17 protein-coding genes, 2 tRNA genes and 9 pseudogenes are annotated in these 25287 nt (G+C 60.3%); 13 read left to right on the forward strand and 15 right to left on the reverse strand.

Going from position 1 to position 25287, the window contains the following annotated elements:
- Positions 1–2 precede the first annotated feature (2 nt).
- From P6U16_RS07700 to P6U16_RS07730, 7 genes and pseudogenes are all read left to right on the forward strand, one after another.
- Positions 3–1168: pseudogene (locus P6U16_RS07700) on the forward strand (IS3 family transposase).
- 495 nt (positions 1169–1663) lie between these two features.
- Positions 1664–3249, forward strand: a pseudogene (locus P6U16_RS07705) (MBL fold metallo-hydrolase).
- 175 nt (positions 3250–3424) lie between these two features.
- Entirely contained in the window at positions 3425–3757 is a 333-nt protein-coding gene (locus tag P6U16_RS07710) for a TraR/DksA C4-type zinc finger protein (protein ID WP_277703254.1), read from the forward strand.
- A gap of 240 nt (positions 3758–3997) precedes the next feature.
- Positions 3998–4138: pseudogene (locus tag P6U16_RS07715) on the forward strand (IS5/IS1182 family transposase); the annotation flags it as partial.
- Positions 4115–4534, forward strand: a complete 420-nt coding sequence (locus P6U16_RS07720; RefSeq protein WP_349017691.1) for an OsmC family protein — start codon at positions 4115–4117, stop codon at positions 4532–4534. The pseudogene P6U16_RS07715 and the gene P6U16_RS07720, both read left to right, overlap by 24 nt.
- A gap of 325 nt (positions 4535–4859) precedes the next feature.
- Positions 4860–7251, forward strand: a pseudogene (locus P6U16_RS07725) (phosphoketolase family protein).
- 8 nt (positions 7252–7259) lie between these two features.
- Positions 7260–9913 (forward strand): annotated as a pseudogene (locus P6U16_RS07730) (HAD-IC family P-type ATPase).
- Positions 9914–10031: 118 nt separating this feature from the next.
- Here the strand turns inward: P6U16_RS07730 and P6U16_RS07735 are convergent.
- Positions 10032–10115, reverse strand: a pseudogene (locus tag P6U16_RS07735) (hypothetical protein); the annotation flags it as partial.
- A 507-nt stretch (positions 10116–10622) separates the two neighbouring features.
- A pseudogene (locus tag P6U16_RS07745) lies at positions 10623–11845 on the reverse strand (hemolysin family protein).
- A 626-nt stretch (positions 11846–12471) separates the two neighbouring features.
- Between P6U16_RS07745 and P6U16_RS07750 the strand changes: the two are divergent.
- The 4 genes from P6U16_RS07750 to P6U16_RS07765 all read left to right on the forward strand — a co-directional run bounded on the left by P6U16_RS07750 (position 12472) and on the right by P6U16_RS07765 (position 14435).
- The gene (locus P6U16_RS07750; RefSeq protein WP_277703255.1) at positions 12472–12945 is read left to right on the forward strand and encodes an Hsp20 family protein; all 474 of its coding nucleotides are present in this window, start codon (positions 12472–12474) and stop codon (positions 12943–12945) included.
- A gap of 73 nt (positions 12946–13018) precedes the next feature.
- Entirely contained in the window at positions 13019–13318 is a 300-nt protein-coding gene (locus P6U16_RS07755; protein WP_277703256.1) for a DUF982 domain-containing protein, read from the forward strand.
- A gap of 11 nt (positions 13319–13329) precedes the next feature.
- On the forward strand, positions 13330–13605 hold the full coding sequence (locus tag P6U16_RS07760; protein ID WP_277703257.1) for a hypothetical protein: 276 nt from the start codon (positions 13330–13332) through the stop codon (positions 13603–13605).
- A gap of 572 nt (positions 13606–14177) precedes the next feature.
- Complete coding sequence (locus P6U16_RS07765; RefSeq protein WP_277703258.1) at positions 14178–14435, forward strand: response regulator; 258 nt, start codon at positions 14178–14180, stop codon at positions 14433–14435.
- A gap of 106 nt (positions 14436–14541) precedes the next feature.
- Here the strand turns inward: P6U16_RS07765 and P6U16_RS07770 are convergent.
- The 10 genes and pseudogenes from P6U16_RS07770 to P6U16_RS07815 all read right to left on the reverse strand — a co-directional run bounded on the left by P6U16_RS07770 (position 14542) and on the right by P6U16_RS07815 (position 20629).
- A tRNA-Phe gene (locus tag P6U16_RS07770) sits at positions 14542–14617 on the reverse strand.
- A gap of 177 nt (positions 14618–14794) precedes the next feature.
- Positions 14795–15004: a DNA gyrase inhibitor YacG gene (gene yacG / locus P6U16_RS07775; RefSeq protein WP_277703259.1), complete on the reverse strand. Its 210-nt coding sequence runs from the start codon at positions 15002–15004 to the stop codon at positions 14795–14797.
- 5 nt (positions 15005–15009) lie between these two features.
- Positions 15010–15630 carry a Maf-like protein gene (locus P6U16_RS07780; RefSeq protein WP_277703260.1) on the reverse strand — a complete coding sequence of 207 codons (621 nt, stop codon included), beginning with the start codon at positions 15628–15630 and terminating at the stop codon, positions 15010–15012.
- 54 nt (positions 15631–15684) lie between these two features.
- A complete protein-coding gene (infA, locus tag P6U16_RS07785) occupies positions 15685–15903 on the reverse strand; it encodes a translation initiation factor IF-1 (RefSeq protein WP_004435948.1) in 219 nt (72 codons plus the stop codon).
- 143 nt (positions 15904–16046) lie between these two features.
- Positions 16047–16522 (reverse strand): annotated as a pseudogene (locus P6U16_RS07790) (low molecular weight phosphatase family protein).
- Positions 16523–16527: 5 nt separating this feature from the next.
- Positions 16528–16998 carry a UPF0262 family protein gene (locus P6U16_RS07795; protein WP_277703261.1) on the reverse strand — a complete coding sequence of 157 codons (471 nt, stop codon included), beginning with the start codon at positions 16996–16998 and terminating at the stop codon, positions 16528–16530.
- Positions 16995–18298: pseudogene (gene hisD / locus P6U16_RS07800) on the reverse strand (histidinol dehydrogenase). Before hisD ends, P6U16_RS07795 begins: the two are co-directional and overlap by 4 nt.
- A gap of 61 nt (positions 18299–18359) precedes the next feature.
- Positions 18360–18800, reverse strand: coding sequence for a DUF2948 family protein (locus tag P6U16_RS07805; RefSeq protein WP_277703262.1), 441 nt, complete (start codon positions 18798–18800; stop codon positions 18360–18362).
- A gap of 106 nt (positions 18801–18906) precedes the next feature.
- Positions 18907–20199 (reverse strand): UDP-N-acetylglucosamine 1-carboxyvinyltransferase, encoded by a 1293-nt coding sequence (gene murA, locus P6U16_RS07810; RefSeq protein ID WP_277703263.1) that lies wholly within the window; start codon positions 20197–20199, stop codon positions 18907–18909.
- Between the two features lie 172 nt (positions 20200–20371).
- Positions 20372–20629: a hypothetical protein gene (locus P6U16_RS07815; protein ID WP_277703264.1), complete on the reverse strand. Its 258-nt coding sequence runs from the start codon at positions 20627–20629 to the stop codon at positions 20372–20374.
- A 128-nt stretch (positions 20630–20757) separates the two neighbouring features.
- On the opposite strand from P6U16_RS07815, the gene P6U16_RS07820 reads away from it, so the two are divergent.
- Positions 20758–20832: transfer RNA gene (locus tag P6U16_RS07820), tRNA-Thr, on the forward strand.
- Between the two features lie 169 nt (positions 20833–21001).
- Here the strand turns inward: P6U16_RS07820 and P6U16_RS07825 are convergent.
- On the reverse strand, positions 21002–22399 hold the full coding sequence (locus P6U16_RS07825; RefSeq protein WP_277703265.1) for a phosphomannomutase: 1398 nt from the start codon (positions 22397–22399) through the stop codon (positions 21002–21004).
- Between the two features lie 329 nt (positions 22400–22728).
- Between P6U16_RS07825 and P6U16_RS07830 the strand changes: the two genes are divergently transcribed.
- Positions 22729–23043, forward strand: coding sequence for a hypothetical protein (locus tag P6U16_RS07830; RefSeq protein ID WP_277703266.1), 315 nt, complete (start codon positions 22729–22731; stop codon positions 23041–23043).
- 59 nt (positions 23044–23102) lie between these two features.
- Here the strand turns inward: P6U16_RS07830 and pdxA are convergent, their stop codons facing one another.
- Both pdxA and P6U16_RS07840 read right to left on the reverse strand, forming a co-directional pair.
- Complete coding sequence (gene pdxA, locus P6U16_RS07835; RefSeq protein ID WP_277703267.1) at positions 23103–24083, reverse strand: 4-hydroxythreonine-4-phosphate dehydrogenase PdxA; 981 nt, start codon at positions 24081–24083, stop codon at positions 23103–23105.
- A 60-nt stretch (positions 24084–24143) separates the two neighbouring features.
- The gene (locus tag P6U16_RS07840; protein WP_277703268.1) at positions 24144–25277 is read right to left on the reverse strand and encodes an iron-containing alcohol dehydrogenase; all 1134 of its coding nucleotides are present in this window, start codon (positions 25275–25277) and stop codon (positions 24144–24146) included.
- Between the last annotated feature and the right edge of the window lie 10 nt (positions 25278–25287).

A 25287-nucleotide genomic window follows, 5' to 3' on the forward strand; every position in this document is an offset into this window, starting at 1 on the left:
CCATGACGAGACGACCGCGCCGGAACCATAGCCCGGCTTTCAAGGCGAAGGTGGCACTTGCCGCGATCAGAGGCAAGCAGACGCTGGTGGAATTGTCCCAGCAGTTCGACGTGCACGCCAACCAGATCAAACAGTGGAAAGACCAGCTCCTTGAGGGGGCGACAGGCGTTTTCGGCGATGAAGCCAAGGCGGAAGCCGGCGGGACCAACCGTCGACGTCAAAACGCTGCATGCCAAGATCGGCGAACTGACATTGGAGAACGATTTTTTATCCGGTGCGCTCGGCAAGGCGGGATTGCTGGGCGGAAAGAAATGATCGACCGCGAGCATAAGCTATCCGTCGTGCCAGGCGAAGCTTCTCGGCTTCAGCCGTGGCAGCGTCTATTATCTGCCTCGTCCAGTGCCTGACGGCGATCTTGCCCTGATGCGCCGGCGGACGAATGCTGCGCATTCGCTCGGGGATCGACGAACTGCATCTCGACTACCCGTTTGCCGGAAGTCGAATGTTGCAAGGGCTCTTGAGGGGAGATGGGCTGGAAGCTGGGCGGCTTCACGTCGCCAGGCTGATGAAGAAGATGGGCATCGAGGCGATCTATCGCCGCCCGAACACATCCAAACCAGCACCCGGTCACAAAATCTATCCCTACCTCCTGCGAAAGCTGGCGGTCACTCGGCCCAACCAGGTGTGGGCGATGGACCTGACATATATTCCGATGGCTCGCGGCTTCGTCTATCTCTGCGCCGTTGTGGACTGGTTCAGTCGGCGGGTTCTGTCGTGGCGGCTGTCGATCACGATGGAAACAGCCTTCTGCATCGAAGCGGTTGAGGAGGCTCTCGCCAGGCATGGCAGGCCTGACATCTTCAATACGGATCAGGGATCGCAGTTCACCTCCATCGACTTCACGACGGTGCTGAAGAAGGCGGAAATCGCCATCTCGATGAATGGCAAGGGGGCGTGGCGGGACAACGTGTTCGTCGAACGGCTCTGGCGTTCGATCAAATACGAGGAAGTCTACCTCCACGCCTACAAGAGCGTGTCCGAGGCCCGCGCTGGCATCGGCCGCTATCTGAGCTTTTACAACACCCGACGCCCACATTCATCCCTTGACCGGCAGACTCCGGATCAGGCCTACTTCAACGCGCTGGCACCAATGATGGTGGCAGCATAATCGAGGCGGAAATCCACTTAGCAAAACGCCCCAAACTGTTCAGACAAACCGAGCCAGCTCTGTCAGTCGCGGTCCGCGCGACGCCCAGGGTTTCATAAGGGTCTTTCATGCTTGACTCCCATCTTACTCGGGTCTCGGCCGGCCAACCGACTGGCAATTTTCACTGTTGCACCCACGCGCTGAACCTGCTTTCACAGACTGCTTCGACACATCGCCGCTGTCCGGAAGCTAAGCTCGATCCAGCGGACGAGCCTATCGGTCATTTTAGTCGTTGCGCGCAAAGGTGGTTTGACCAGCATCAACTTGATGCGCGAATGTTGCCCAGCATAGACGCGTCAACCGTGGCTTGCTGGATGTCTGGTGTTGTGCCGGACTGGCGCCACAGGATGGAACAAGCGCGCCAACTTCCCGGTCTGCGGTTGACGCAAATCAATGCGCGCACCGCGTCGATCCCTATGCTCGCCAGAGAGGAACGTCGGGCCAGGGGTCGACAAAATGTCTGGGCAGCCAATTATCCACTTTCACGGCGCCGCTGGCACGGTTACGGGCTCATGCCATCTTGTCGAACTCGGCGAAACCCGTGTCCTTGTCGATTGCGGCCTGTTTCAAGGATCCAAGACAGAAAAGGAGCTCAATTATCGAGCTTTCCCTTTCGATCCGCGAAAGATTGACGCGGTGATCCTGACACATGCCCATATCGACCATTCCGGGCTGCTGCCGAAACTCGTCAAGGATGGTTTCGATGGCCCGATTTTTGCGACACCCGGCACGATCGATCTCTGCTCGGTGATGTTGCCCGATTCAGCCCACATCCAGGAAAGCGAGGTCGAACACCTGAACCGTCGCAACCAGCGCCGAGGTCGACGCACCGTTGCGCCGATCTATACACCCGAGGACGCAGCCCTTGCGATAACGCTTTTTCGCCCAGTTGGCCTGGAAACTTGGCAGGCTGTTGGAGAGCGCATCCGGTTCAGACTTTGGAATGCTGGCCACCTGCTTGGTTCTGCTTCAATTGAAATGGAAATCGCAGGATCCCCCGACCTCAGACTGCTCTTTTCCGGCGATCTCGGCCCGAGTCATAAGCTGTTGCAATTTGACCCTGAGGCGCCGTCAGGCTGGGACTATGTGGTTTGCGAAAGCACCTATGGCGACAGAGATCGCCTGGAAGCCACCGACAAGACACGCCGCGAGGCGTTGCGCGGCGAAGTCGTAGCGGCGACCCGATCCGACGGCGCGCTTCTTGTCCCCTCATTCGCGGTGGAGCGGACGCAGGAACTGGTTGCTGATTTGGTCTATCTGATGCAGACCGGCGAAATCGCAACATGCCCGGTCATCATTGATTCCCCACTTGCTACACGCGCCAGCGCCGTCTTTCGCAAGCACGCCAAAAGCATGGACAATGGGGCATTTCTGGTAAGGGCGCTGCAGGCCAGAAACGTGCGCTTCACTGAGACTGTCGAGCAATCGAAGGCAGTTGATTTCATCAAGGGATTTCATATCGTTATCGCGGCAAGCGGCATGTGCGAGGCCGGGCGGATTCGCCATCGGCTGAAAAACTGGCTGTGGCGTGAAGAAGCAACGGTCCTGCTGGTCGGCTATCAGGCGACAGGAACGCTTGGGCGCATTCTCGAAGAGGGCGCATCAACGGTGCGCATCCAGGAGACGAGATCAAGGTCCGTGCGCGCATCAGAAAGCTCGATATTTACAGCGGTCATGCCGACGGCCCGGAACTGGCCGATTGGGTGCGTATGCGGCAACCGGTGCGAGCCGGTGTTTTTCTTGTCCATGGCGAGGACACGGGAATCTCAGGTCTTCGGCAGCGCCTGTCGGGTTTCCTGCCAGAGCAAAAGATCATCGCCCCTCACCTTGACGCCGCATTCCGGCTGACACCAGATGGAGCGACCGATATCTCAGACACGACGCGCGCTCCCCGTATTGACCCATTTCACGTGGGTCATCTCGACTGGCACAACGACTTCCAATCACTGGTTCTCGATCTGCAGGATGAACTGGCAAAAGCGGCCGATGACAAGGCGAAGCGCGTGGTCATCCGCAAGCTGCGGCGGGCTTTGACAGAGTGACGCACCTATCCAGTCAAGCGCGTGCCGAACTGGAGACTGGCTGAATGTTCAACTACGCCGCGGACGACAAGCGTTTGATCCTTGTCAATGAGCGACGCCTGACAATGTGTATCCTTGGAAGTTGTGGAGACTGAATCATTGCCGGCCGCGCGATTTCAACGGAGCGAGAACGAGAATGAACACGACGACGATAAAAAGCGATCTTGAAAACAAGCGCCTCGGCATCGAACGGCGGCTTGCCGCAATTGAACGCGACCTTGGCAGGCAACTGGATGCAGACAGCGCCGATCGGGCGATCGAAACGGAGAACGACGAGGTTCTCATCGGCATGGAACGAAGCGGACGCGAAGAGCTGAAGGCGATTTCCTCCGCACTCGACCGTCTGGAAAACGGGTCCTATGGACGATGTGTCCTGTGCGGGGCCGAAGTCGGCGCCGCGCGGCTGGAAGCTCTCCCCTTCACACCCTTTTGCCTCGAATGCGCAAAGACGACAGCCGACCAGCATTGATTTTCGGGGAACGTGTCTCGAGTGTTGCGCCAGATCAAGGTGAGCCCGGGAAGCTGAGAAATACCGACATGACAAGCCGCCGGGCCGCAATCTTGACGCTACATGAGAGCGTCACGAGCCAGAGCCGAAGATCTTGGCGTTGATTCTCTTTACGCCTCTCAGGCTGAAGCCCGAAAAGATCAAAAATCAAAGAAAAATTCGTCGCGAAGCTAGAGCGTAGTGACAATTTAAGGATTCGGGCCCGAGCGGCTCGGCGATTACCGCTCGGTGAAGCGGCGCTATTACCGTCGGAGCGAGATGGGCGTTCTCGATGAAATGCTGTCGGTTCTTTCGCGCGAAGCCGATCTTGAATGGCTGATGATCGACAGCACCATCGTGCGGACAGCCACGGGGCGGAAGCCTTCAAAAGAGGCGCGGATTGTCCTCGATACCGACATGGCAGGCAGGACGGATGCCTTCAATCCGGCCGAACTGCTTCTCGCATCGGTCGCCGCCTGCATGATCAAGGGTATCGAGCGCGTGACACCGATGCTCGGCTTCGATCTTCGGGGCGCCGAGGTCGCGCTCCATGGTATAAGGCAGGACAGCCCGCCCAAGATGGTTTCCATCACCCACGAGCTGATCGTCGAGACCGACGAGACGGGCGGTACCCGGGTTCCCACCTTCCGGACGAGCCGCGTCGATCGACGGAGGTCAGTATGGCTTGGCCAAGCTGGTGGCGACCGAACATCGCATTCTGTAAGGTGGCAACGTGTTCGCAGCTTCGGCTTTCCTTGAACGCGGCGCTGAAGCAATTCAGCGCGCTGGTCGATTTCGCACCGCTCCTAGAACCGCAGGCCCTTCGGATTATTCACGCCGTCCGGCATTTGCGGCCGAAGTGCGCGAGGCAATCGACATTTTCAACTTCAGGGCCGTTGGCGAAATATGCCGTCTCGCATCGCCGTCCATGGTGTTCGCGCGACAAGAAGCCGGTGATCGCGGACGAATGTCTTGCAGCTCCTCGCGGCAGTCCGGTTGAACTTTTCTCCCGGCATTTGATCGACATCATAAGCCAGCCTTCGTGTCGCGGTAAAGTTCGTCAGTACGTAAAAAGGATAAAGCTATGCAGCGACCTATATCCTCCCCGGACATTTCCAGGTTCGACACTCTGGAGTTAGCCAGACTTGACCGATATTGGCGAGCCGCCAACTATCTGTCGGTCGGGCAGATATACCTTCTCGACAACCCGCTTCTCCGCGAACCGCTCAAGGCCGAACACGTCAAGCCAAGGCTGCTCGGGCATTGGGGCACGACGCCTGGCCTCAATTTTATCTACGCCCATTTGAACCGCATCATCCGCGCCCGCGATATCAACATGATCTATGTCTGCGGCCCCGGCCATGGCGGTCCCGGAATGGTGGCAAACACCTATCTCGAAGGCAGCTATAGCGCGATCTATCCGGAGATATCCGAAGACGTCGATGGCATGCGCAAGCTCTTCCGGCAGTTCTCCTTTCCGGGCGGTATTCCAAGCCACGCGGCCCCCGAAACACCGGGCTCGATTCACGAGGGCGGCGAACTCGGCTACGCGCTGGTCCATGCCTATGGAGCGGCCTTCGATAATCCCGATCTCGTGGTCGCCTGCGTCGTCGGCGACGGAGAGGCAGAGACCGGTCCGCTGGCCGCGAGCTGGCATTCCAACAAGTTCCTCAACCCCACCCGCGACGGCGCGGTGCTGCCGATCCTGCATCTGAACGGCTACAAGATCGCCAATCCGACGCTGCTTGCCCGCATGCCGCACGAAGACCTCGATCATCTGTTCAGGGGCTATGGCCAAGAACCATTCTTCGTCGAGGGTCACGAGCCGGAGGATATGCACCGGCAGATGGCCGCAACACTGGACCTAGCGTTCGATCGCATCCGCTCGATCCAGCAGGCGGCCCGCGACGGCACGGCTGCTAACGATTGCCCGCGCTGGCCAATGATCGTGCTGCGCAGTCCCAAGGGCTGGACCGGGCCGAAGGAGGTCGACGGCAAGAAGGTCGAGGGCTTCTGGCGGGCGCACCAGGTGCCGGTCGCTGGCTGCCGGGAGGACGACGGTCACCGGAAAATCCTCGAAGACTGGATGCGCAGCTACGATCCGGAGGACCTGTTTGACGCCGACGGACGGCTCAAAGACGAGCTGCGCACGCTTGCGCCGGAGGGCCAACGCCGCATGGGTGCCAACCCGCATACCAATGGCGGCCTTCTCAGAAAAGACCTCATCGTTCCCTCCATCGGCGACTATGCCGTGCCGGTCACCGAGCGCGGCGCCATCATCGTCCAGACCACCGAAGTGCTCGGCCAATATTTGAGAGACGTGTTCACGCTGAACGACGCCAATGCCAATTTCCGCGTCTTCGGCCCTGACGAGACGGAATCAAACCGCCTCGGCGCGGTGTTTCAGGTCACGGACCGGGTCTGGATGGAAACAATCGAGCCCTACGACGTCCATCTGTCGCGGGACGGCCGGGTCATGGAGGTGCTTTCGGAACATCTTTGCCAGGGTTGGCTTGAGGGATACCTGCTTTCGGGTCGTCACGGTTTCTTTTCTTGCTACGAGGCCTTCATCCACATCGTCGATCTCGATGTTCAACCAGCATGCCAAGTGGCTGAAAGTCTCAAGCGAACTGGAATGGCGCAAGCCCGTCTCATCCCTGAATTACCTGCTGACCTCACATGTGTGGCGGCAGGACCATAACGGCTTCTCGCATCAGGACCCGGGCTTCGTCGATCTGATTGCCAACAAGACGGCGGATGTCGTTCGCATCTATTTCCCGCCGGACGCGAACACCTTACTTTGGGTCGGCGACCATTGCCTGCGAACCTGGAACCGGGTCAACGTCATCGTTGCCGGCAAGCAACCGGAACCGCAATGGCTGACGATCGAGGAAGCAGCGACGCATTGCGAGGCGGGCGCCGGCATCTGGGAATGGGCGGGCAACGAGGACGGCGCGATCCAGCCCGATGTGGTCATGGCGTGTGCCGGCGATGTCCCGACGCTGGAGACGCTGGCGGCTGTCATGCTTCTGCGCGAGGCGGTGCCTGAGCTTAAAATCCGCGTGGTGAACGTCGTCGACCTGATGGTACTGCAGTCTCGCGAGCATCACCCCCACGGACTTTCGGAGCCCGATTTCGACCGTCTCTTCACCACGGAGCGACCCGTGATCTTCGCCTATCACGGCTATCCTTCTCTCATCCACAGGATGACCTACAAACGCACCAACCACCGCAACATCCATGTTCGCGGCTTCATCGAGGAAGGAACGACCACGACGCCCTTCGACATGACGGTCCTGAACAGGCTGGATCGCTACCACCTTGCCCTGGCGGCGATCGAAAGCGTGCCGGGCCTGAAGGAAAAGGCGGGAGGTGCTGTTGCCGCTCTCGAGGCAAAACTTGACGAACACAATCGCTATGTCCGGGAACATGGCGAGGACATGCCGGAGATACAGAACTGGACATGGAAGGTTTGAACACAACCATGGCACCCTCATCTCGAAATGCAGACGGGATGGGGGTGGCTCCCTCCGGGTTGACCAGCATCAAGGCCGCTGAGCAATTGGCGACATTCGGGCCGAACGTCCTGCCAGCGCCAGCCGCCAATTCGTTCGCGTTGACATTTCTGAAGCAGTTCAAAAGCCCGTTGATCTACATCCTGTTGCTTGCCGCAGCGGTCTCGCTGCTCGTCAGCGAGGCGTCGGACGCGATCTTCATCGGGGTTGTCTTGCTGGCCAATGGTCTTATCGGCGCCATGCAGGAACATTCCGCCGGGCGGGCGGCGGCGGCCCTTCGGGCGCTGGAAGAACCCTTAGCGGCCGTCATCCGAGACGGCCGTATAGACCAGATGGAGGCTCGCTTTCTGGTTCCGGGAGATCTGGTATTGCTTGAGGCCGGCGGAAAAGTGCCGGCCGATATCATGCTCGTCGAGGTCAACGACCTTTTGTGCGACGAATCCCTGTTGACAGGTGAATCCATGCCCGTGCGCAAGGCGATCGACACACCGGGCAGTGCCACGACCGATCACTCCGGGACCACAGCATATGCCGGCACACTGGTAACGCGAGGGCGGGCAAGAGGCCTGGTCGTCGCGACGGGCCGTTCGACCGGGATAGGCCGTATCGCGGCCGAGATCGGCAAGGCGTCCGTGTCTCAACCACCCCTGATGATCCGCCTTGCCCGCTTCTCCAATATCATTGCCTGGACGGTCGGCGGCGTCTCACTGCTGCTGATTGTCATCGGCTCGATACGCGGCCTTGCCTGGAATGAGCTTTTCCTGATGGCAGTCGGACTGGCGGTCAGCGCCATCCCGGAGGGCCTGCCGATCGCGATATCCGTAGCGCTCGCCATCAGCATGCGCCGCATGGCGAAGAAGAACGTGATCGTGAGGCGCTTGCCGGCGGTTGAATCGCTCGGCTCCTGCACCATGATCGCCACCGACAAGACGGGTACGCTGACACTCAACGAACTGACGGTCACCGACATCCGCCTGCCCGACGGCACCGACCTTGCGATCGATGCCGGCATGGACCTTGATGCGTGCATCATCCGCGGCGCCGGAATGAATCCGGACATTGCGCGCCTGCGCGCAGCAAAGCTGCTGAAGGCCGCCCTCCTGCCGAACGAAGGCTCTCTGACCGAGGAGGACGGACGCTGGACAGGGGTCGGCGATACGGTGGACGTCGCTCTGCTCGAAGCCGCGCACAAGGGCGGGTTGAAGGCGGACGAGCTTTGGGATGCCTATCCCCTGATCGGCCGCATCCCCTACGAACCGGACCTGAAATATGCTGCCTCGCTTCACCGAAGCGGCCAGCGCGCGCATATTTTCGTCAAAGGGTCGGCGGAAGTTTTGATCGGAATGTCGGAACAGATGGACGCAGGCCAAGGGCAGGTGCCCATCGATCGCGACGCATTGCTGCGGCAGAAGGAGGAGATGGCCGGACGCGGGCTGCGTGTGCTTGCATTCGCGGAGGGCACCATCGACGACGGCTTTGATGAGCCATTCGGCCACCACCATCTAACGGATCTCGTGTTCCTTGGCATTACCGGCATGCAGGACCCGGTCCGCCCGGAAGTCCCGCAGGCAATCCGCGACTGCCATGCGGCGGGCGTTGAGGTCGCGATGGTCACCGGCGACGACCCCAGAACCGCAGCTGCGATTGCCGCCGAAGCGGGCCTGATCTTCAAGAATGATCAGATCACGACCGGTACGGAAGTTCGGGCGGCTGAGGACGCGGGTACCGGCCAACTCGATGAGCTTACGCGCCGCGCCCGTATCTATGCGCGCGTGGCGCCATCGCAGAAGCTATCGATCGTCCTGTCGCTGGCCCGAAACGGCCATTTCGTTGCGGTGACCGGCGATGGAGTCAACGACGCCCCGGCCCTCAAACATGCCCATGTCGGTGTCGCCATGGGAAAAAAGGCACCGATGTCGCTAAGGAAAGCGCCGACATCGTCGTCACCGACGACAATTTTGCATCCATCGTCACCGGCATCCGCGAAGGCCGCGCCACCTATGGCAATATCCGCAAGGTCATTCTGATGTTGGTGGCGACCGGCGGCGCGGAGATCCTGCTGTTCATGCTGGCGATCCCGCTAGGACTTCCCATGCCGCTGCTGCCGGTACAGCTCCTCTGGCTCAACCTGGTGACCAATGGCATCCAGGACGTGGCGCTGGCCGCCGAGAAACCGGAAGGCGACGAATTATCAAGGCCGCCCCGGCGCCCGGAGGAGCCGATCTTTGACAGGATCATGCTCCGCCGTATTCTGATATCGACCGTTGTAGTCGGGGGCGGCGGCTTTGTCCTCTTCGCGTGGCTCCTGCGCCAGGGCTATGAGGTGGAGGCGGCCCGCAACCTGCTGCTGCTGCTCTTCGTCATGTTCGAGAATGTCCAGACCTTCACAAGTCGCTCGGAACGGCGCTCCGTCTTCTCGCTGGCCTTTTTCGGAAATCCCCTGCTGCTTGCCGCCATTGTCGCGACACAGGCGCTGCATATCGCGGCCATGTATATTCCGTGGTTCCGAGACACACTCGAAATCGCTCCGATCTCTCTCGTTGAATGGGCGGCAATGGTCCTAGCCGCATCCTCGCTCCTGCTTGCCACCGAACTCGACAAGTGGCGCCTGCGTCGGTGTTGAAGCTACCGGCCGGCCCGATCAGGCGCACCGTTGGCGTGCCATCCAGTTTGCCGCTGTCACGAACGGGGGCGTCGACGCCGAGCGCAAATCCATCCGTTCTCGAAATTTCGATCTGCGTCCGCAAACGCTCGGGACCAAGGATGGCGACACGCTCCAGGCGACCTTTGGTCCCTCCAGCGTGATGCGCTCGCTCGCGGCCCATTGTCCGGGCTGGCGCAAAGGAACCGCAGGCGTCAATTGATATCCGGCCCCAAACAACGTCTCGACCGCTACTCGGGAAAGGTGAACATGACGAGCCGAGACCGCGACGGGGATAGGCTCGGGCACGATTGCCGTTAGCACCAATGCGCCTGCTGTTTCCTGGGCGATCATCAATTGTTCGGCTGTCTCGGTGACGATGACCCGCACTTTGCCACCGTAGGCCTGGATCTGCGGGGCAGCGCGATTGGTGAGGTCTACCTGCTGATTTCGGTCTCAGCAAGGTCGTCTTGCCGCGTCGAGGAAGTCTTTTCTGTTGCCCTTCATCTGCTCAAGCCGCGGCCAATGTCGAGCAACTGCCGACCGGCTGGGCGTGATGATGGACGACCTCGTTGCAACCACCATGGTCGGGGCCGGTATGCGCCCTTGCGCAGTTCCTAATCTACGGGCGGCCGAGATAATGCTCCCCGCTGTCGTGTTACAATACAAGACAGCGGGGGAGCCGACGAACTCAATGGGCCGCCTTCTTCACCAACAGCTTGTCGACGCGCATACCATCCATGTCGACAACTTCGAAATGCCAGCCTCTAGCCGTGAAGGTCTCGCCCAGCTTGGGCAGACGCTTTATCTCGTTGATGACGAAACCGGCGACCGTTTCGTAGTCTGACTCGCCACCCATGGAAAATCCCATTTCGTCAGCAAACTCGTCGATCGGCATCCAACCAGCGACCAGGAAGGAACCGTCTTCGCGTTCCACGATCGCGGGCTCTCCGCTTTCGTCTTCCTGGAAGACGCCTGTGATGGCTTCGAGAACATCGCCTGAGGTGACAATCCCTTCGAAATGGCCGTATTCGTCATAGACAAGGACCATATGGGCCGGCGATCTGCGCAAGGATTGGATAACATCCAGGGCGCCAGCACGATCCGAAACCACGGGAGCCTCTCTCATGAGGCTTCGCACGTCGAGATTGGTGCCCTGTAGAAAGGCATCAAGGGCATCTTTCACAAAGATTACCCCGAGGATTTCGTCCGAGGTTCCGTTTCGAACAGGCAGGCGTGACCGCTGGGAACCGCGCAATTGCTCCCGGATTTCCACAAGGTCATCCTCGATGTCGATGACTTCCACATCGCGACGGGGGTCATCAGTCCACGCGCCGTGCGATCCGCCAGGCGCATCACGCCAGTAATCATTTCCGATTCGCCGGTTTCGATGACGCCCGCGCTATGGGCCTCGGCGAGCACCGTGCGGATTTCTTCGTCACTCATCCTCTCGTCCGTCTCGCCCTTCTGGCCGAGCAGGGCAAGGACGGCTTTTCCGGATGCGTTCAGCAGCCAGACCAGAGGCATTGCGACTTTCGACAGAAGCGCCATGGCAGGTGCCACCTTCGAGGCGACGACCTCGGGAGCACGCAATGCAATCTGCTTTGGAACGAGTTCGCCCACGATCAGGGAGAGATAGGTAATGGCGACGACTACGGAACCGACGCCCAATCCATCGGCTAACGCTTCGGACAAGCCCTGCGACTGCAGCCATCCGGCAAGCCGCGCGCCGAGCGTTGCACCGGAGAACGCGCCGGACAGGACGCCGACAAGCGTAATGCCGATCTGCACGGTGGACAGGAAACGACCCGGATCATCTGCAAGGCGAAGGGCAATGGCGGCGCCCTTGTTCCCCTGCTCGGCCAGGAGTTTCAGTCGAACCGGGCGGGAGGAGACGACGGCGAGTTCCGACATGGCGAGAACGCCATTGATGATGGTTAGAAAAATGACGATGGAAATTTCAGTTAACACACGGGGTCCATTGATTAGGTCGAGATGTTGCCGAGCAGAGATGCTCGCATTTCCGGGAGACCGATGAGCCGGCCGATCCACTCGTTTTCAAATCCTGCAGAAAAATGCTCCTGATACGAAAACGTCGACATTCGTATATATAGGGCAGAAACGCCCCGTCCTGCAATCGATGCGTTCAAAGAATTGGCTTTCCATATGACCTCCATACCTATGAGGATGTTGTTGCGATGAATCGTGCGGTATCGGGAGGAAGTGCTGGGGTGCCTTTCCGCATGCATTGTCGCTGCTTTATGAGTGGAATGGTTGCTTGGAATTGTCAGCGCCGGGACTGGACAGATGACCATAATCTGCGTCCATGTTACGGGAAGGTCAGCACAATGCCGCGATTTATACCCTGGATTGAGTGGCTTCGATCGGGCCAAAAACACCCGATTTTTTCTGTAGCCCACTTGAATCCGAAATTTCCAAAAACCAAATCCACTAACGCCAGCCGCTGATGACAGAGCTGGCCTTGCGGGGGCGTCGCTTTCGGCGCTTCCGTACCATGTTGCTTCAAGGAGGATATGGCTATGGCAACATCTTATGACTATGCACCGCTGTACCGCTCGAGCGTCGGCTTCGACCGGGTCTTCAACCTTCTGGAAAATGCCCAGCGTGCCCGCTCGATCAGCGACTGGCCGCCCTATGATATCGTCAAGACCGGCGACGACAGCTACCGGATTTCGATTGCGGTGGCGGGCTTTGCCCAGGATGATCTCGACATCACCTTCCAGTCCAACCTGCTGACCGTTACCGGTAAGAAGCAGGAGGCATCCGCTGATGGCTACCTGCATCGCGGCATTGCCGGCCGGCCGTTCGAGCACCGCTTCGAACTTGCCGATCATGTCAGGGAAAACGGAGCGGATCTGAGCAATGGTCTGCTGTCGATTGATCTGGTGCGTGAGATCCCCGAAGCATTGAAACCCAGGAAAATCTCAATCGAAAGTGCTCCGGCACTGACATCTGCCGCTCCGGCGCAGATTGAAGCGCAAAAGGCGGCTTGATCCATATTTCCGCAGAACCAGGGCGCCGTGGCGACGGCGCCCGTCAACATTCCGGGTTGGGAAGGAGAGAGCGATGAAACCCGATATGTTCAGACAGCCTGTTTCCATTCTTGTCGGCCTCGGCTTTCCGGCACAGGTTCGAAGCGTGATGGACGCCTACCGGCACCTTGTCGAATGGCCCGCCTCGGTGAGGGACGCCGCGCACTCGGTCGCGCTCAAGGCATGCGTTGCCGCATTGCGCGGTGAGATCGAAGCGGAGACCGCGCGCGGCTTGTTTGCCGCCTTCGCCGACAAGCACGATCTGCTTGCGCCTGAAACGAGTACAATCGCCGCGTCCCGTCTGCAGCGCGACCGGGATCCGCATGTGCGATGAGGAGATCGACGATGCAGACCATGCTGCAGCAGGCCGCCGGCAATGCGGTGGCGATGGGACCAACGGTCCTTCTTCAGGGTATGCAGCTTCAGCGGCCGATCGACGTGGTGAGAGCGCCGGCTCTTTCCATTGATGACAAGCGGGCTGTCCTTGCCGCATGGGCGTCGGATTTCCATGCGGTCGACTCGAAGCCGGCGCTGAGTCAGCTTCCCGGAACGCCCAGCCCTGTTTCGATCGATGAGGTGCAGTCTGCACTGAAAGAACTCGATCGGCGATCCGATCTTTAGCGGTGTTTCAGGCGGCCTGCTTCGTCGCCTTGCGGGCCGCTTGATCGCCTGTTCAAGCGGCTGCCGAGCTCAATCCATCCTGCGGGGGCCTTGTCCTTCAGAAGCGCCAGCATGGTGCCAATCGCATGCCGGCTTCTTGCCTTTCGCCACAGCAATCGGCGTAACCCATGCAATCTTTTGCCGCCGGTCTTTGGCCTATTGTAGTCGCTGGTAAGTTTGGGCCTGCGCCTCGCTGATACGGCAGGAATACATATTCTTCTTGCCCGGATAACAGGGCATCGAGCCGAGTCCGGGAATGGTCCCATACGATCTCATTCAACACGACTGCATACGCAAGGTTTTCGCGCCTTAACCCACTAATCCGGTTTAATGAATTGTCCGCAAGCAACTTTGGGCAGCCTGAGTGGATCACGGCGAAATGGAAAAATGGATCAAAGTCACACGAAAATTATCAGTGCCCGTTTCCACGAGACCCAAAATGTAATCTTGGCGTACGCTCATCGGTGGTTCCTCTTTGAGGACCACGTTATCTCGCCCGATTGTCAAGATGTGACGGAGAACCGGGGAAGGGCATGTCAAAAACAATGAGTTTGGCTAGAATTTCATCTCTCGTTCTGGTCGTCGAGGACGATGAGGAAATAGCCTCCCTTTTGGAAAAATATCTTGTAAGAGCCGGCTACAGGACGACCAAGGCATCAACAGGCCGCACGGCTCTCGCCCACGTACAGAAATTACAGCCCGACCTGATCTTGCTCGACATCGGCCTGCCGGATATGGAAAACGTTTGGACGGACGTGGCAAGTCTGTGGACAAACGCTGGTACCGCCTGATGAAATCAAAAGCGGTATGGAAACGGTATAAATCGTTTGAGACACCTGAAGTTACAGCGCTTTGCTACCGTGCTGACTCGCAAGCAACTGGACCTGTTAAATAAAATGGTGCCCGGAGGCGGATTTGAACCACCGACACGCGGATTTTCAATCCGCTGCTCTACCAACTGAGCTATCCGGGCATCTCTGCTTTAACAGCAGTCTGTTCCTTATCAGGAACTGCGGGGCTTTGGTTTTGCCCCGGAAGCGAGCGGGGTTATAACATCTTGTCGGACGGTGTCCAGCACCAAATGGCCTTTTTTTGACAGGAAATTTTTAGAAAGCACAAGCATCTGAATATCCAGCATTATCCGCTTAATTCAGAGGTCTTCGCTATCGGCTTTTGCCTCGTCGTCGGCCACCGGGATAGCGTAGGAGCCGGTCAGCCAGCGGTTGAGATCGATGTTGCGGCAGCGGTCTGAGCAGAAGGGATAATGATCGCGATGCGAGGGGCGCCCGCATTCAACGCAGGCACGCGTCTTGCGCAAAGGCTCGACATTCGAGCCCGGCTTTGCATTATCGGCCGTCATGACGATCAACCCTCAAGCCAGCTATCATGGATGTTGTAGCCCTCGCCGCCGAGAAGGTTGACGGTCTCATAAAGCGGCAGACCGACGACATTGGTATAGGATCCGACCAGCTTGACGACGAAGCTGCCGGCAATGCCCTGGATGCCATAGGCACCCGCCTTGCCGCGCCATTGGCCGGAGGCCAGATAGCTTTCGATATCGGCGCCCGACAGGCGCTTGAAGCGAACCTTGGTATCGACGATCTTCTGGCGCAGCTTGCCATCTGGCGTGATCAGGCAGACGCCGGTGTAGACCCGGTGACTGCGGCCGGACAGGAGATGCAGCGCGCTCGAGGCCTCGCTGACGAGATCGGGCTTGGGTAGGATGCGGCGCCCGACGGCGACGACGGTATCGGCAGCCAGGATATAGCTGTCGTTCCAAGCGGGCTCGCCCTTGATCGCCGCCTGCGCCGCGCGGGCCTTTTCGGCGCAGAGCCTCCAGGCCAGCGAACGCGGATGCTCGGCCCGCTTCGGGGTCTCGTCCAGATCCATCGGCATCAGGCGCGCCGGCTCGATGCCGGCCTGCGCCAAAAGTTCCACGCGCCGCGGCGAGCCGGAAGCCAGGATGAGCTTTTGTGTCAACGCCATTTCAGCCGGACCGTCCAATCGGAGTTTCGCGAGAAAGGATGCGCGCGACCTCGCTTACTTGAAGCGATAGGTGATGCGGCCCTTGGTCAGGTCATATGGCGTCATTTCGACAAGAACCTTGTCGCCCGCGAGAACGCGGATGCGGTTCTTGCGCATGCGGCCGGCGGTATGCGCGATGATTTCGTGTTCATTCTCGAGCTTGACACGGAATGTCGCATTCGGCAGCAATTCGGTCACGACGCCTGGAAATTCGAGGACTTCTTCTTTCGCCATCTAGGATATGTCTTTCTGTGTTTCGATATGGACACTTGCGCGTCCTTGAAAAATTTGGCGGAAACTACACAATCGCCGCGGTTTTGTGAACAGCAGCGATCCGTTTTTCCGGTTTTGTCAGCTTTGCCGGTTTTCTCAGGGCGCTATGCCATCTTCTCCGGCATTTGTCCAAGCAAACGATGCTTGATCAGCATCGACAGGTGATTTCTGACCTCGCGATAGGCCGAAACGATCTGCTCGCGCGTGCCGGTCGCAACCGTCGGGTCGGGCGTTGGCCAGTAGACCACATCGATCGCCATGGATCGCGTCAGTTCGAGAGCCGCGTGGTGCGCTTCCGGCGCCAGCGTCACGATCAGGTCGAAATAGTCGTCTTCCAGTTCGTCCAGCGTGTGCGGCTGGTGGCGGCCGACCGTCAGCCCGATCTCGTCGAGCACGACATCGACGAACGGATCACGCTCCCCGGACGCACGCCGGCCGATGCCACATAGGTTCCCACCGGCAGCACCGTCTTGGCGAGCGCCTCGGCCATCGGCGAGCGGATCGAATTCATGCCGCACATGAACAGCACGGACCGGGGCGTCTTCTTCCCGTTCACCGGTTGTTTGAAAGACGCAGCCATCGCCTCTATCCGCGCCAGTAGAGGACGCAGACGAGGGTGAACAGGCGGCGGGCCGTGTCAAAATCAAGTTTGATCTTGCCGGAAAGCCGGTCCATCAGCGTCTGCGAGCCCTCGTTGTGAATGCCCCGGCGCCCCATGTCGATCGCCTCGATCTGGCTCGGCGTCGAGGAGCGGATCGCCTCGTAGTAACTTTCGCAGATCATGAAATAATCCTTCACGATCCGCCGGAACGGCGTCAGCGACAGGATATGGGTCGCCACCGCCTCGCCGGTCTCTGTCGTGATGGCAAAAACCAGCCGTTTCTCGACCAGCGAAAGATTGAGCCGGTAGGGACCGCCCGGATGGCCGGCGGGCGCAAAACTGTTTTCTTCGATCAAGTCGAAGATCGCCACCGCGCGCTCGTGCTCGACATCCGGCGTCGATCGCCCGATCGTGTCATCCAGCACGACATCGCAAAGACGATGGCTGGGGCTCATCCCTCACTCCCGAGATTAAGCCTGATGGCGACGGACCGGGCATGGGCTTCCAGCCCCTCGGAGCGGGCAAGGGCAATCGCCGCCGGCCCCAGATCACGCAGCTGCTCGACGCCAAGCCTGAGGATCGAGGTGCGCTTCATATAATCGAGCACGCCGAGACCGGAGGAAAAGCGCGCCGAGCGCGCCGTCGGCAGAACGTGGTTGGAGCCGCCGACATAGTCGCCGATCACTTCCGGCGTATGGCGCCCGACGAAGATCGCGCCGGCATTGCGGATTTGCGGGATCATCGCATCGGCATCCGCCAACGCCAGCTCCAGATGTTCGGCGGCAATCCGGTTGGTAAGCGGCACGGCGTCCTTGAGATCGGGAACCAGAATGACGGCACCGAAATCGCGCCAGCTAGCGCGCGCCGTTTCCGCGCGCGGCAGGGTCTTCAGCTGCCGCTCGACGGCATTTTCAACGGCCGTTGCGAAATCGGCATCGTCGGTGATCAGGATGGACTGGGCACCGACATCATGTTCGGCCTGGGCGAGAAGATCAGCGGCGATCCAGTCCGGATCATTCTCCTTGTCGGCGATGACAAGCACTTCGGAGGGACCGGCGATCATATCGATGCCAACCGTACCGAAGACGTGGCGCTTGGCGGCGGCAACATAGGCATTGCCGGGGCCCATGATCTTGGCAACCGGTGCGATCGTTTCGGTGCCATAGGCAAGGGCTGCGATCGCCTGCGCGCCGCCGATGCGGTAGATTTCTTCGACGCCGGCCATCCGGGCTGCGGCCAGCACCGCCGGATTGATCTGCCCTTCCCTGGCCGGCACGACCATGACGATGCGCGGTACGCCGGCGACACGGGCCGGCAGCGCATTCATCAGCACCGAACTCGGATAGCTTGCCGTTCCGCCCGGCACGTAGAGGCCGACCGCATCGATTGCCGTCCAGCGCGAGCCGAGGCCGACGCCCATGCTGTCCTCGTAGATATCGTCCTTCGGCAATTGCCGGCGATGATGCGCCTCGATGCGGACCGCCGCCACTTTCAGCGCGCCCAGCACTTCCGGTTCGACAACAGCAATCGCCGCGTCGATTTCCGCCTCGGTGACCGCCATGCCGGTGGTGGCGAAATCGATTCCGTCGAATTTTTCGAATAGTCGGCCAGCGCCGCATCGCCGCGCTGGCGCACGTCTTCGATGATGGTGCGAACAACCGCGTTGACGTCTTCGGAGACCTCACGCTTGGTCGTCAGGAATGACGCGAACCGCGTCTCGAAGTCGGGACCAAGAAAATCCAGCCTGATAGCCAATGGGTGACGTCCTTACTGCAAAAGCCGGCGGTGGCTCAATGGCAAGCCCGCCGGTACAATGTCATTCGCCGGTCGGGTGCCGGGGTTTGAAACTGGTTTCCCACGCCCCGCCCGTATCTGCAAGCTGAACCTCGATGCATTCGACATCCAGCAGGATGGAGGCCTCGCCGGCCAGCACAAGTTCAAGCGTCCCTTCCGGTCCCTCGCCTGCCTGCTCGAACTGCAAAGCGAGCAATGCCAGCACTTTTTCAGGATCCGTGCGGCTGAAACCGATGGAGCGCACCGAGCGGACCCGCTTGAACAGAAGCACGGCGCGACGGCGCTCGAACGCATTGCCGCGGGCTTCCGCAGTCTCCCAGACGAAGCGGTTGACGACGACGGAGAATTGCCCGGAGCGGGCATCATAGGCGAGGCCCGAGACCTTGAGCACCGCATCCTGCACATGAGCGGATACGATCGCCAGGTCTTCGGCGTCCAGCGCCATCAGCTTCAGATTGTCCATGCTCTTCCTGTTCCTTCCGGGCGAATTTGCACGCCACGATCTTGCCTCAGCAGATAGGATGCCAATGGCAAAACCGCAACAGGGAGCAGAAGCGGCCTGATGCCGATCAGTCGCTGACACGCTCGACATTGGCGCCGCAGGCGGTCAGCTTTTCTTCCAGCCGCTCGAAACCGCGATCGAGATGGTAGACGCGCGAAACCATGGTTTCACCTTCTGCGACGAGGCCGGCGATCACCAGGGACACGGAAGCCCGCAGGTCAGTCGCCATGACCGGCGCACCCTTGAGCTTCGGCACGCCCTCGATCTTCGCCGTCTGGCCGGACAGGGAAATCTTCGCGCCGAGGCGGGCCAGTTCCTGGACGTGCATGAAGCGATTTTCGAAGATCGTCTCGGTGATGTGCGAGACGCCGGTGGAGCGGGTCATGAGACCCATGAACTGCGCCTGCAGGTCGGTCGGGAAGCCCGGGAAAGGATCCGTCACCACATCCACCGGCTTGATGCCGCCGCCATTGCGTACGACGCGCAGGCCGGTTTCGGTCTGGGTGATCGTTGCGCCGGCGCGGCGGACGGCTTCCAGTGCTGTTTCCAGAAGCGCGCCGTCCGTGCCTTCAAGCACGACGTCGCCGCCGGTCATCGCGACGGCCATGGCATAGGTCCCAGTCTCGATCCGGTCCGGCAGTACCCTGTGGCGCGCACCCGAAAGTGAAGCCACGCCTTCGATGGTGATCGTGCTCGTGCCGTGGCCGCTGATCTTTGCGCCCATGGCGATCAGGCAATTGGCGAGATCGACGACCTCAGGCTCGCGGGCCGCATTGCCGATGACCGTCTGGCCGTTGGCAAGCGTCGCCGCCATCATCATCACATGGGTGGCGCCGACAGAGACCTTCGGGAAGACGTAGCGCGCACCGACGAGGCCGCCCTTCGGCGCCGTCGCGTTGATATAGCCGCTGTCGATCTCGATATTGGCACCGAGCGCCGTCAGCGCTTCGATGAACAGATCGACGGGGCGCGTGCCGATGGCACAACCGCCCGGCAGTGACACGCGGGCCTGGCCGGCACGGGCCAGAAGCGGGCCGATGACCCAGAAGCTGGCGCGCATCTTCGAGACCAGCTCATAAGGGGCGGTCGTATCGGTGATGGTGCGGCAGGTGAAGTGGATGGTGCGTGAGTAGCTCTCGCCCTGGCGCTCGCGGCGACCATTGACCGAGACATCGACGCCATGATTGCCGAGAATGCGCAAGAGCTGCTCGACATCGGCCAGATGCGGTACGTTTTCCAGCGTCAGCGTGTCGTCGGTCAAGAGCGAGGCAATCATCAGCGGAAGGGCTGCATTCTTGGCGCCGGAAATCGGAATGATGCCGTGAAGCTCGTTGCCGCCCGTAATTCTGATACGATCCATATGTTCCTACGGGCCGTGCCCGCCTTTCCTAGCATTCCGTGCGTGTGAAGGTGGCGCTTCCTTAAAGGATAGCTTGTGAAAATAGAAGCCTTGCGATGCGTGTTGCCGTCGGAGCCGGTCAAACCGACCCGATTCTCCAATCGAGGCCGAAACAACCGGTCCGAGCCAAGGATTAATCCGCAGATTCGTCCGTTTTTGCGGCAGGCAGGCCGGATGTCTCGTCGGCGGCGCCTGCGCGGCGCGCGCGACCCTGCTGTTTGCGGCGCATGAGATTGTCGCGCAGGGTCTTTGCCGCGCGCGCCTTGCGCTCCTCGGCCCGCCGACGCACCTCCGGGCTCATCCCGTCGTCATCGGACAGAACCGGTTCGCTCTTCTCGATAGGATCTTCATTCTGCTGCATGGCCGTCCAATAGCGCAAATGCCGGGACACCGGTAGTCTCCCCGCGCTTTTCCCGTGATGACGATGGAAACTTCGATTTGCTGCTTGCGCTCCCCGACAAGCTGTGGCAATAGGCCCTCGCTCCACACGGAACGGACACTGACCCGCTCCCGCACGATGCTGCTATAGCTCAGGGGTAGAGCACTCCCTTGGTAAGGGAGAGGCCGAGAGTTCAAATCTCTCTAGCAGCACCATTTCCCACCCTGAAAACGTTAGTTCCCGCATCCAAATCGGCGCTCATCGCGCACCCTCGCGCGAGGAACTACGGCCAGCCGCTTTACAAATTCTAGCCATACTGATCCGCTTCGGCTGCCGACCACTTCGTGAACGACAGCCGGTAAAGATCGCTCAAAACGACCCTAGCTATTGCGCCTTGAAGCGGTCGATCAGGTCGGTCAGAAGCCGCTCTGTCAATTCTGCAGATCCGGTCTCTACGTAGATCCGCATCTCGGGGGCATTGCCGGACTGGCGGAAATGGACGGTGTCCTGGTTTGCGAAAACCATCCGCACACCGTCCAGCGTCGAGATTTCCACAGGGGCTGCGATCCGCACGTCGAAGGCGGCCCTGAATTCGGGAGAGCTTTCCATCGACTTCAGGAAAATCGCGGCCCGGTCCGCCGGAACATCCTTGACGCGGTCGGCCTTCATAAAGCGGGGCGGCAAGGTTTCCGTCAGTTGCGACAGCTTTTTGCCCTCGGATTTTGCAAGCACGAGGCAGGCAACCGCGGGCAGGATGGCGTCGCGCGTCGGCAGGCGCTGCAGCACGCCCTTTGCCAGCATGACATCATCCTGAAGCAGGAAACCGCCATTGGCTTCGAAGCCGACGACGGGATGCGCCTCAGCCTTTGCCATCGCCGCCACCACATGGGGCGAGCCGATCATGGTCCGCACGACCTTGTCGAACCAGCCGGATTGCTCCACGGCACTGGTCGAGGATAGCGGCGTGACCACCGTCTTTGCGCCGATGGCGCGCGCCGTCAGCATGCCCAAGACGTCGCCATTGATCTGGCGCCCGGTATCGTCGATCACCAACGGCCGATCGCCATCGCCATCCGTCGAAACAACGGCGTCAAGACCATGCTCCAGGATCACGGACTTGGCGCGCGCTACGTCGGCGGGATCAAGCGCCTCCGTATCGACGGCGACGAAGCGCTCGACCCGGCGGAACGGTGTGCATTGCGCTCCCAGCCTCTCGAATATCGCCACCGTAAGGTCTCGTCCGACCGCGGAATGCAGGTCGATGCCGATTTTCAGACCGGCAAGTGCTGGGGTTCCGAAGGCATCTAGATAGCGGCTGATGTAAGCCGCGGCGACATCGGCCAATGGCTCGCCCGGAACGCTTTCATCAGCGACAACGCCTTCAGCCAGCATGACTTCCGCCCGTTCACGCACTGGCGCTTCGTCGGTCTTCAGGAACTCGCCGTCCGGCCGGTAGAATTTGATGCCGTTATAGCTTTCCGGGATATGGCTGCCGGTGATCATGATGGCCGGCGCAGCACGCGCCATCGCATAGGCGGCGACCGCCGGCGTTGGCACGGCGCCCGCCCAGACAGCGGTCCAGCCCTCCGCTTTAATGGCAGCAAGGCAATAGCCGGCGATCCGAGGACTTGATTCGCGCAGGTCTGCGGCGACATAGGCCGTTCGGCTGTCGCCAGCCTCAGCGCACCGCTCCAGAAACGCCCGTACGTAAGCTGCGCAGACGTCCGCCGTGAAATCAACCGCCGGCCCGCGCAGACCCGATGTTCCAAATGCTGCTGCCATATGTGCCTTCAAAGCCTCTTGCGCAATCGTCCAGTCGTACTTGAAAGGTCCACGACCCGGAGCGACTTCCCAACCGGCTAGAATGAGGTCCCGACGAGCCATCAAGGCTGCCCCACCCCATTTGCCCTAAATATTTCCGCCGGCGTTACGAAACAATGACAGATCGAAAAAATCACCCAATCGTCCCGCTGGCCTGCGCCCATCCTGTGATAACTTGCTGCATCGCACCGAGGAATCTAGCATCAACACGCCGGAAAACTCAACGACTATATGCGCTGCGGAAGGCTCGAAATGCATTACTGTTGCCAAACCGTGGAACCAAATTTGGTATGATCGCCTTTAAGATATTGGCAAGCTTTGCATTGCCGCTGCGCTCGTCTGACTTCCTCGCGTGGTCATTTTCGGTGCCGCCGGCATTCCAGATAAAGGGACGATCCGGCTCACAGACTTCGGCATGCTGGAACTTCGATGGTCATCGCACGTTTCCATCGCAACGGATGGGAAATCAAACGATGATGATGCGGATTGTGTTTGTGGTTATCCTGGGCTCGGTGCTCAGTATTCTCCTGGTAAAATATGTCGAGCATGACATGCAAGCCGGCGTGCCGATGGCGACGCCTGCCAATGCTGCCGAAGTTCTTTAGCGCGCGGATGTCTCGGAACCCTGGGTGCCCAAGCGCATTGCAACGTCTTCAGCCGCAGACTAAATTCTTGGAGCCTGCGCGACGAGCCGTGCATAGTCGATCGCCGACAGCATGTTGACGTGGTTTGCCTTGCCCGTTCCGGCGATATCGAAAGCTGTGCCATGATCGACGGAAACACGATCAATGGGAAGGCCGAGGGAGACATTGACGGCGGTTTCGAAGGCCACCAGCTTGATCGGGATGTGCCCCTGGTCGTGATATTGCGCGATGACCAGATCGAATGCCCCGCCGTAAGCGCGCGCATAAACTGTATCGGCAGAGATCGGGCCGACGACGTCTATGCCCTTGGCCCGCCCCAGTTCGACGGCCGGCGCCAGGAATTTGGTGTCTTCGTCGCCGAACAGCCCGCCCTCGCCACAGTGTGGATTGATGCCGGCGACCGCGATGCGTGCCTTCTTGCCGAGCCGGAGGAAGTGCTTGTGACCGGCTTCGATGGTTGCCAGCACCCGTTCCACCGTGGCGCGCTCGATCGCGGTGCGGAGCGACACATGCGTGGAGACATGAATGGTGTTCAGCCGCTCGGATGCCAGAAGCATGAATGAGCTCTTGGATTTCGTCAGATGCGCCAGAAGCCCGGTGTGGCCATCGAAATGATGGCCGGCAAGGTTCATCGCCTCCTTGTTGATCGGCGCCGTCACCATGCAATCGACGTCACCGGACAGGGCAAGTTCGACGGCCCGCTTGATGTAGCGGACTGAAGCATCGCCGGCGACCGGACTAACCTTGCCGATCTCAGGCAGGGCGCCGTCGATTGCCACTTCGTCCACGGCGATCGTGTCGCTACCACGCGCCGGGTGAGACGAGAAGCGCAAGCTGGTCCCTGTCACGCGGTTTGCCCGTTCCAGCGCCTCGACATTACCGACCACGACGAAATTGCCGCGATCCGTCTCGGGAAGCGAAGCGAGCGCCTTGACGATGACCTCCGGACCGACGCCTGCGGGATCTCCCAGCGTGATGGCGACACGCGATGTCTTGCCCATGAAATTCTCTCCTCAACGCCTTTCGGTGGCCAAATGCGGCTTTCGAAAGGGCGTATTTGCTTAGTATGCAGCCTCGTAGATTGCCAGGATATCGGCCTCGCTGAGATCGCGCGGATTGTTGTCGAGCAGTCGGCGAATAGCGAAGGCATCGCTGGCCATGGTTTCCAGGTCGCTCTCGGGAACACCCACCCCGGACAGACGCATCTCAATGCCGAGCGCCCGGCAGAAGCCGTGCGTCGCATCAAAGACTGCGTCCTGCGAGGACGCCCCCGAAAGCCCGAGCGCCGATACGATCGCTTGCGTCTTTCCCGGAACCGCCGGCGCGTTGAAGGCCAGCACATGGGGGAAAATCAGCGCATTGGCGGCCCCATGGGCCACGTGCCAGCGGGTGCCGAGCGGATAGGCCAGCGCATGGCCGCCGGCGGTATTGACCGGGCCGAGACAAAATCCGCCATACAGCGATGCAAGCGACAGACCGGCGCGGGCTTCCGCATCGGTGCCGTCGGCGACGGCGCGGGCGAGGAAGCGGCCGACCAGCCGCACGCCCTCGATGGCATAGAGATCGATCAGCGGGTGCGCCTTGCGGTTGGTGAAGGCTTCTACGCAATGCGCCATGGCATCGACGCCGGTTGCTGCGGTCGTCGCGGCCGGAACGGTGAAGGTCAGGCTCGGGTCAATAACGGCGATATCGGCGAGCATATGGATGCTCTCGACCGCCAGCTTCGCCTGGGTCTCGGGATCGGTGACGAGTGCGCGGATGCCGGCTTCGCTGCCGGTGCCCGAAGTGGTCGGCACCTGTGCGAGCCCCACTTTACGGCGAGAGGCCACCTTGTTCGGACCGACGACATCGCGCAGCGACTGGCGGGAGCCGGCCAGAACAGCCGTGAGCTTGGCAAGATCCATGGCGCTGCCGCCGCCGAAGCCGACGACCAGATCGGCGTCGACCCCGCTGGCAACCTCCAGCAGGCGCTCGAGATTGTGCATGTCCGGCTCCGGCCGCACTTCGGCAAAGATAGTAATGTCGCCCTTAAGCCCGAGAACATTGACGCGGGAAGCGTTGAACGCATCAGAGACAACAAGTGTGCGGCGGAAGCCCTGGTCAGACGCCCATTTGCCAAGCCTTTCGGCCACGCCGACACCGAACTCTATGATCTGGGGACGGATAATGGTGATCGGCGCGTGCAAGCTGCTCATGGGCCATTCC

The sequence above is a fragment of the Rhizobium sp. 32-5/1 genome (assembly GCF_029537235.1).
GTDB lineage: Bacteria > Pseudomonadota > Alphaproteobacteria > Rhizobiales > Rhizobiaceae > Pararhizobium.

Bases quoted from the DNA above. Each gene is read 5' to 3' on its own strand.
- P6U16_RS07710 (WP_277703254.1), top strand. From the start codon at position 3,425: ATGAACACGACGACGATAAAAAGCGATCTTGAAAACAAGCGCCTCGGC.
- P6U16_RS07720 (WP_349017691.1), top strand. From the start codon at position 4,115: ATGATCGACAGCACCATCGTGCGGACAGCCACGGGGCGGAAGCCTTCA.
- P6U16_RS07750 (WP_277703255.1), top strand. From the start codon at position 12,472: ATGGCAACATCTTATGACTATGCACCGCTGTACCGCTCGAGCGTCGGC.
- P6U16_RS07755 (WP_277703256.1), top strand. From the start codon at position 13,019: ATGAAACCCGATATGTTCAGACAGCCTGTTTCCATTCTTGTCGGCCTC.
- P6U16_RS07760 (WP_277703257.1), top strand. From the start codon at position 13,330: ATGCAGACCATGCTGCAGCAGGCCGCCGGCAATGCGGTGGCGATGGGA.
- P6U16_RS07765 (WP_277703258.1), top strand. From the start codon at position 14,178: ATGTCAAAAACAATGAGTTTGGCTAGAATTTCATCTCTCGTTCTGGTC.
- yacG (WP_277703259.1), bottom strand. From the start codon at position 15,004: ATGACGGCCGATAATGCAAAGCCGGGCTCGAATGTCGAGCCTTTGCGC.
- P6U16_RS07780 (WP_277703260.1), bottom strand. From the start codon at position 15,630: ATGGCGTTGACACAAAAGCTCATCCTGGCTTCCGGCTCGCCGCGGCGC.
- infA (WP_004435948.1), bottom strand. From the start codon at position 15,903: ATGGCGAAAGAAGAAGTCCTCGAATTTCCAGGCGTCGTGACCGAATTG.
- P6U16_RS07795 (WP_277703261.1), bottom strand. From the start codon at position 16,998: ATGAGCCCCAGCCATCGTCTTTGCGATGTCGTGCTGGATGACACGATC.
- P6U16_RS07805 (WP_277703262.1), bottom strand. From the start codon at position 18,800: ATGGACAATCTGAAGCTGATGGCGCTGGACGCCGAAGACCTGGCGATC.
- murA (WP_277703263.1), bottom strand. From the start codon at position 20,199: ATGGATCGTATCAGAATTACGGGCGGCAACGAGCTTCACGGCATCATT.
- P6U16_RS07825 (WP_277703265.1), bottom strand. From the start codon at position 22,399: ATGGCAGCAGCATTTGGAACATCGGGTCTGCGCGGGCCGGCGGTTGAT.
- P6U16_RS07830 (WP_277703266.1), top strand. From the start codon at position 22,729: ATGATCGCCTTTAAGATATTGGCAAGCTTTGCATTGCCGCTGCGCTCG.
- pdxA (WP_277703267.1), bottom strand. From the start codon at position 24,083: ATGGGCAAGACATCGCGTGTCGCCATCACGCTGGGAGATCCCGCAGGC.
- P6U16_RS07840 (WP_277703268.1), bottom strand. From the start codon at position 25,277: ATGAGCAGCTTGCACGCGCCGATCACCATTATCCGTCCCCAGATCATA.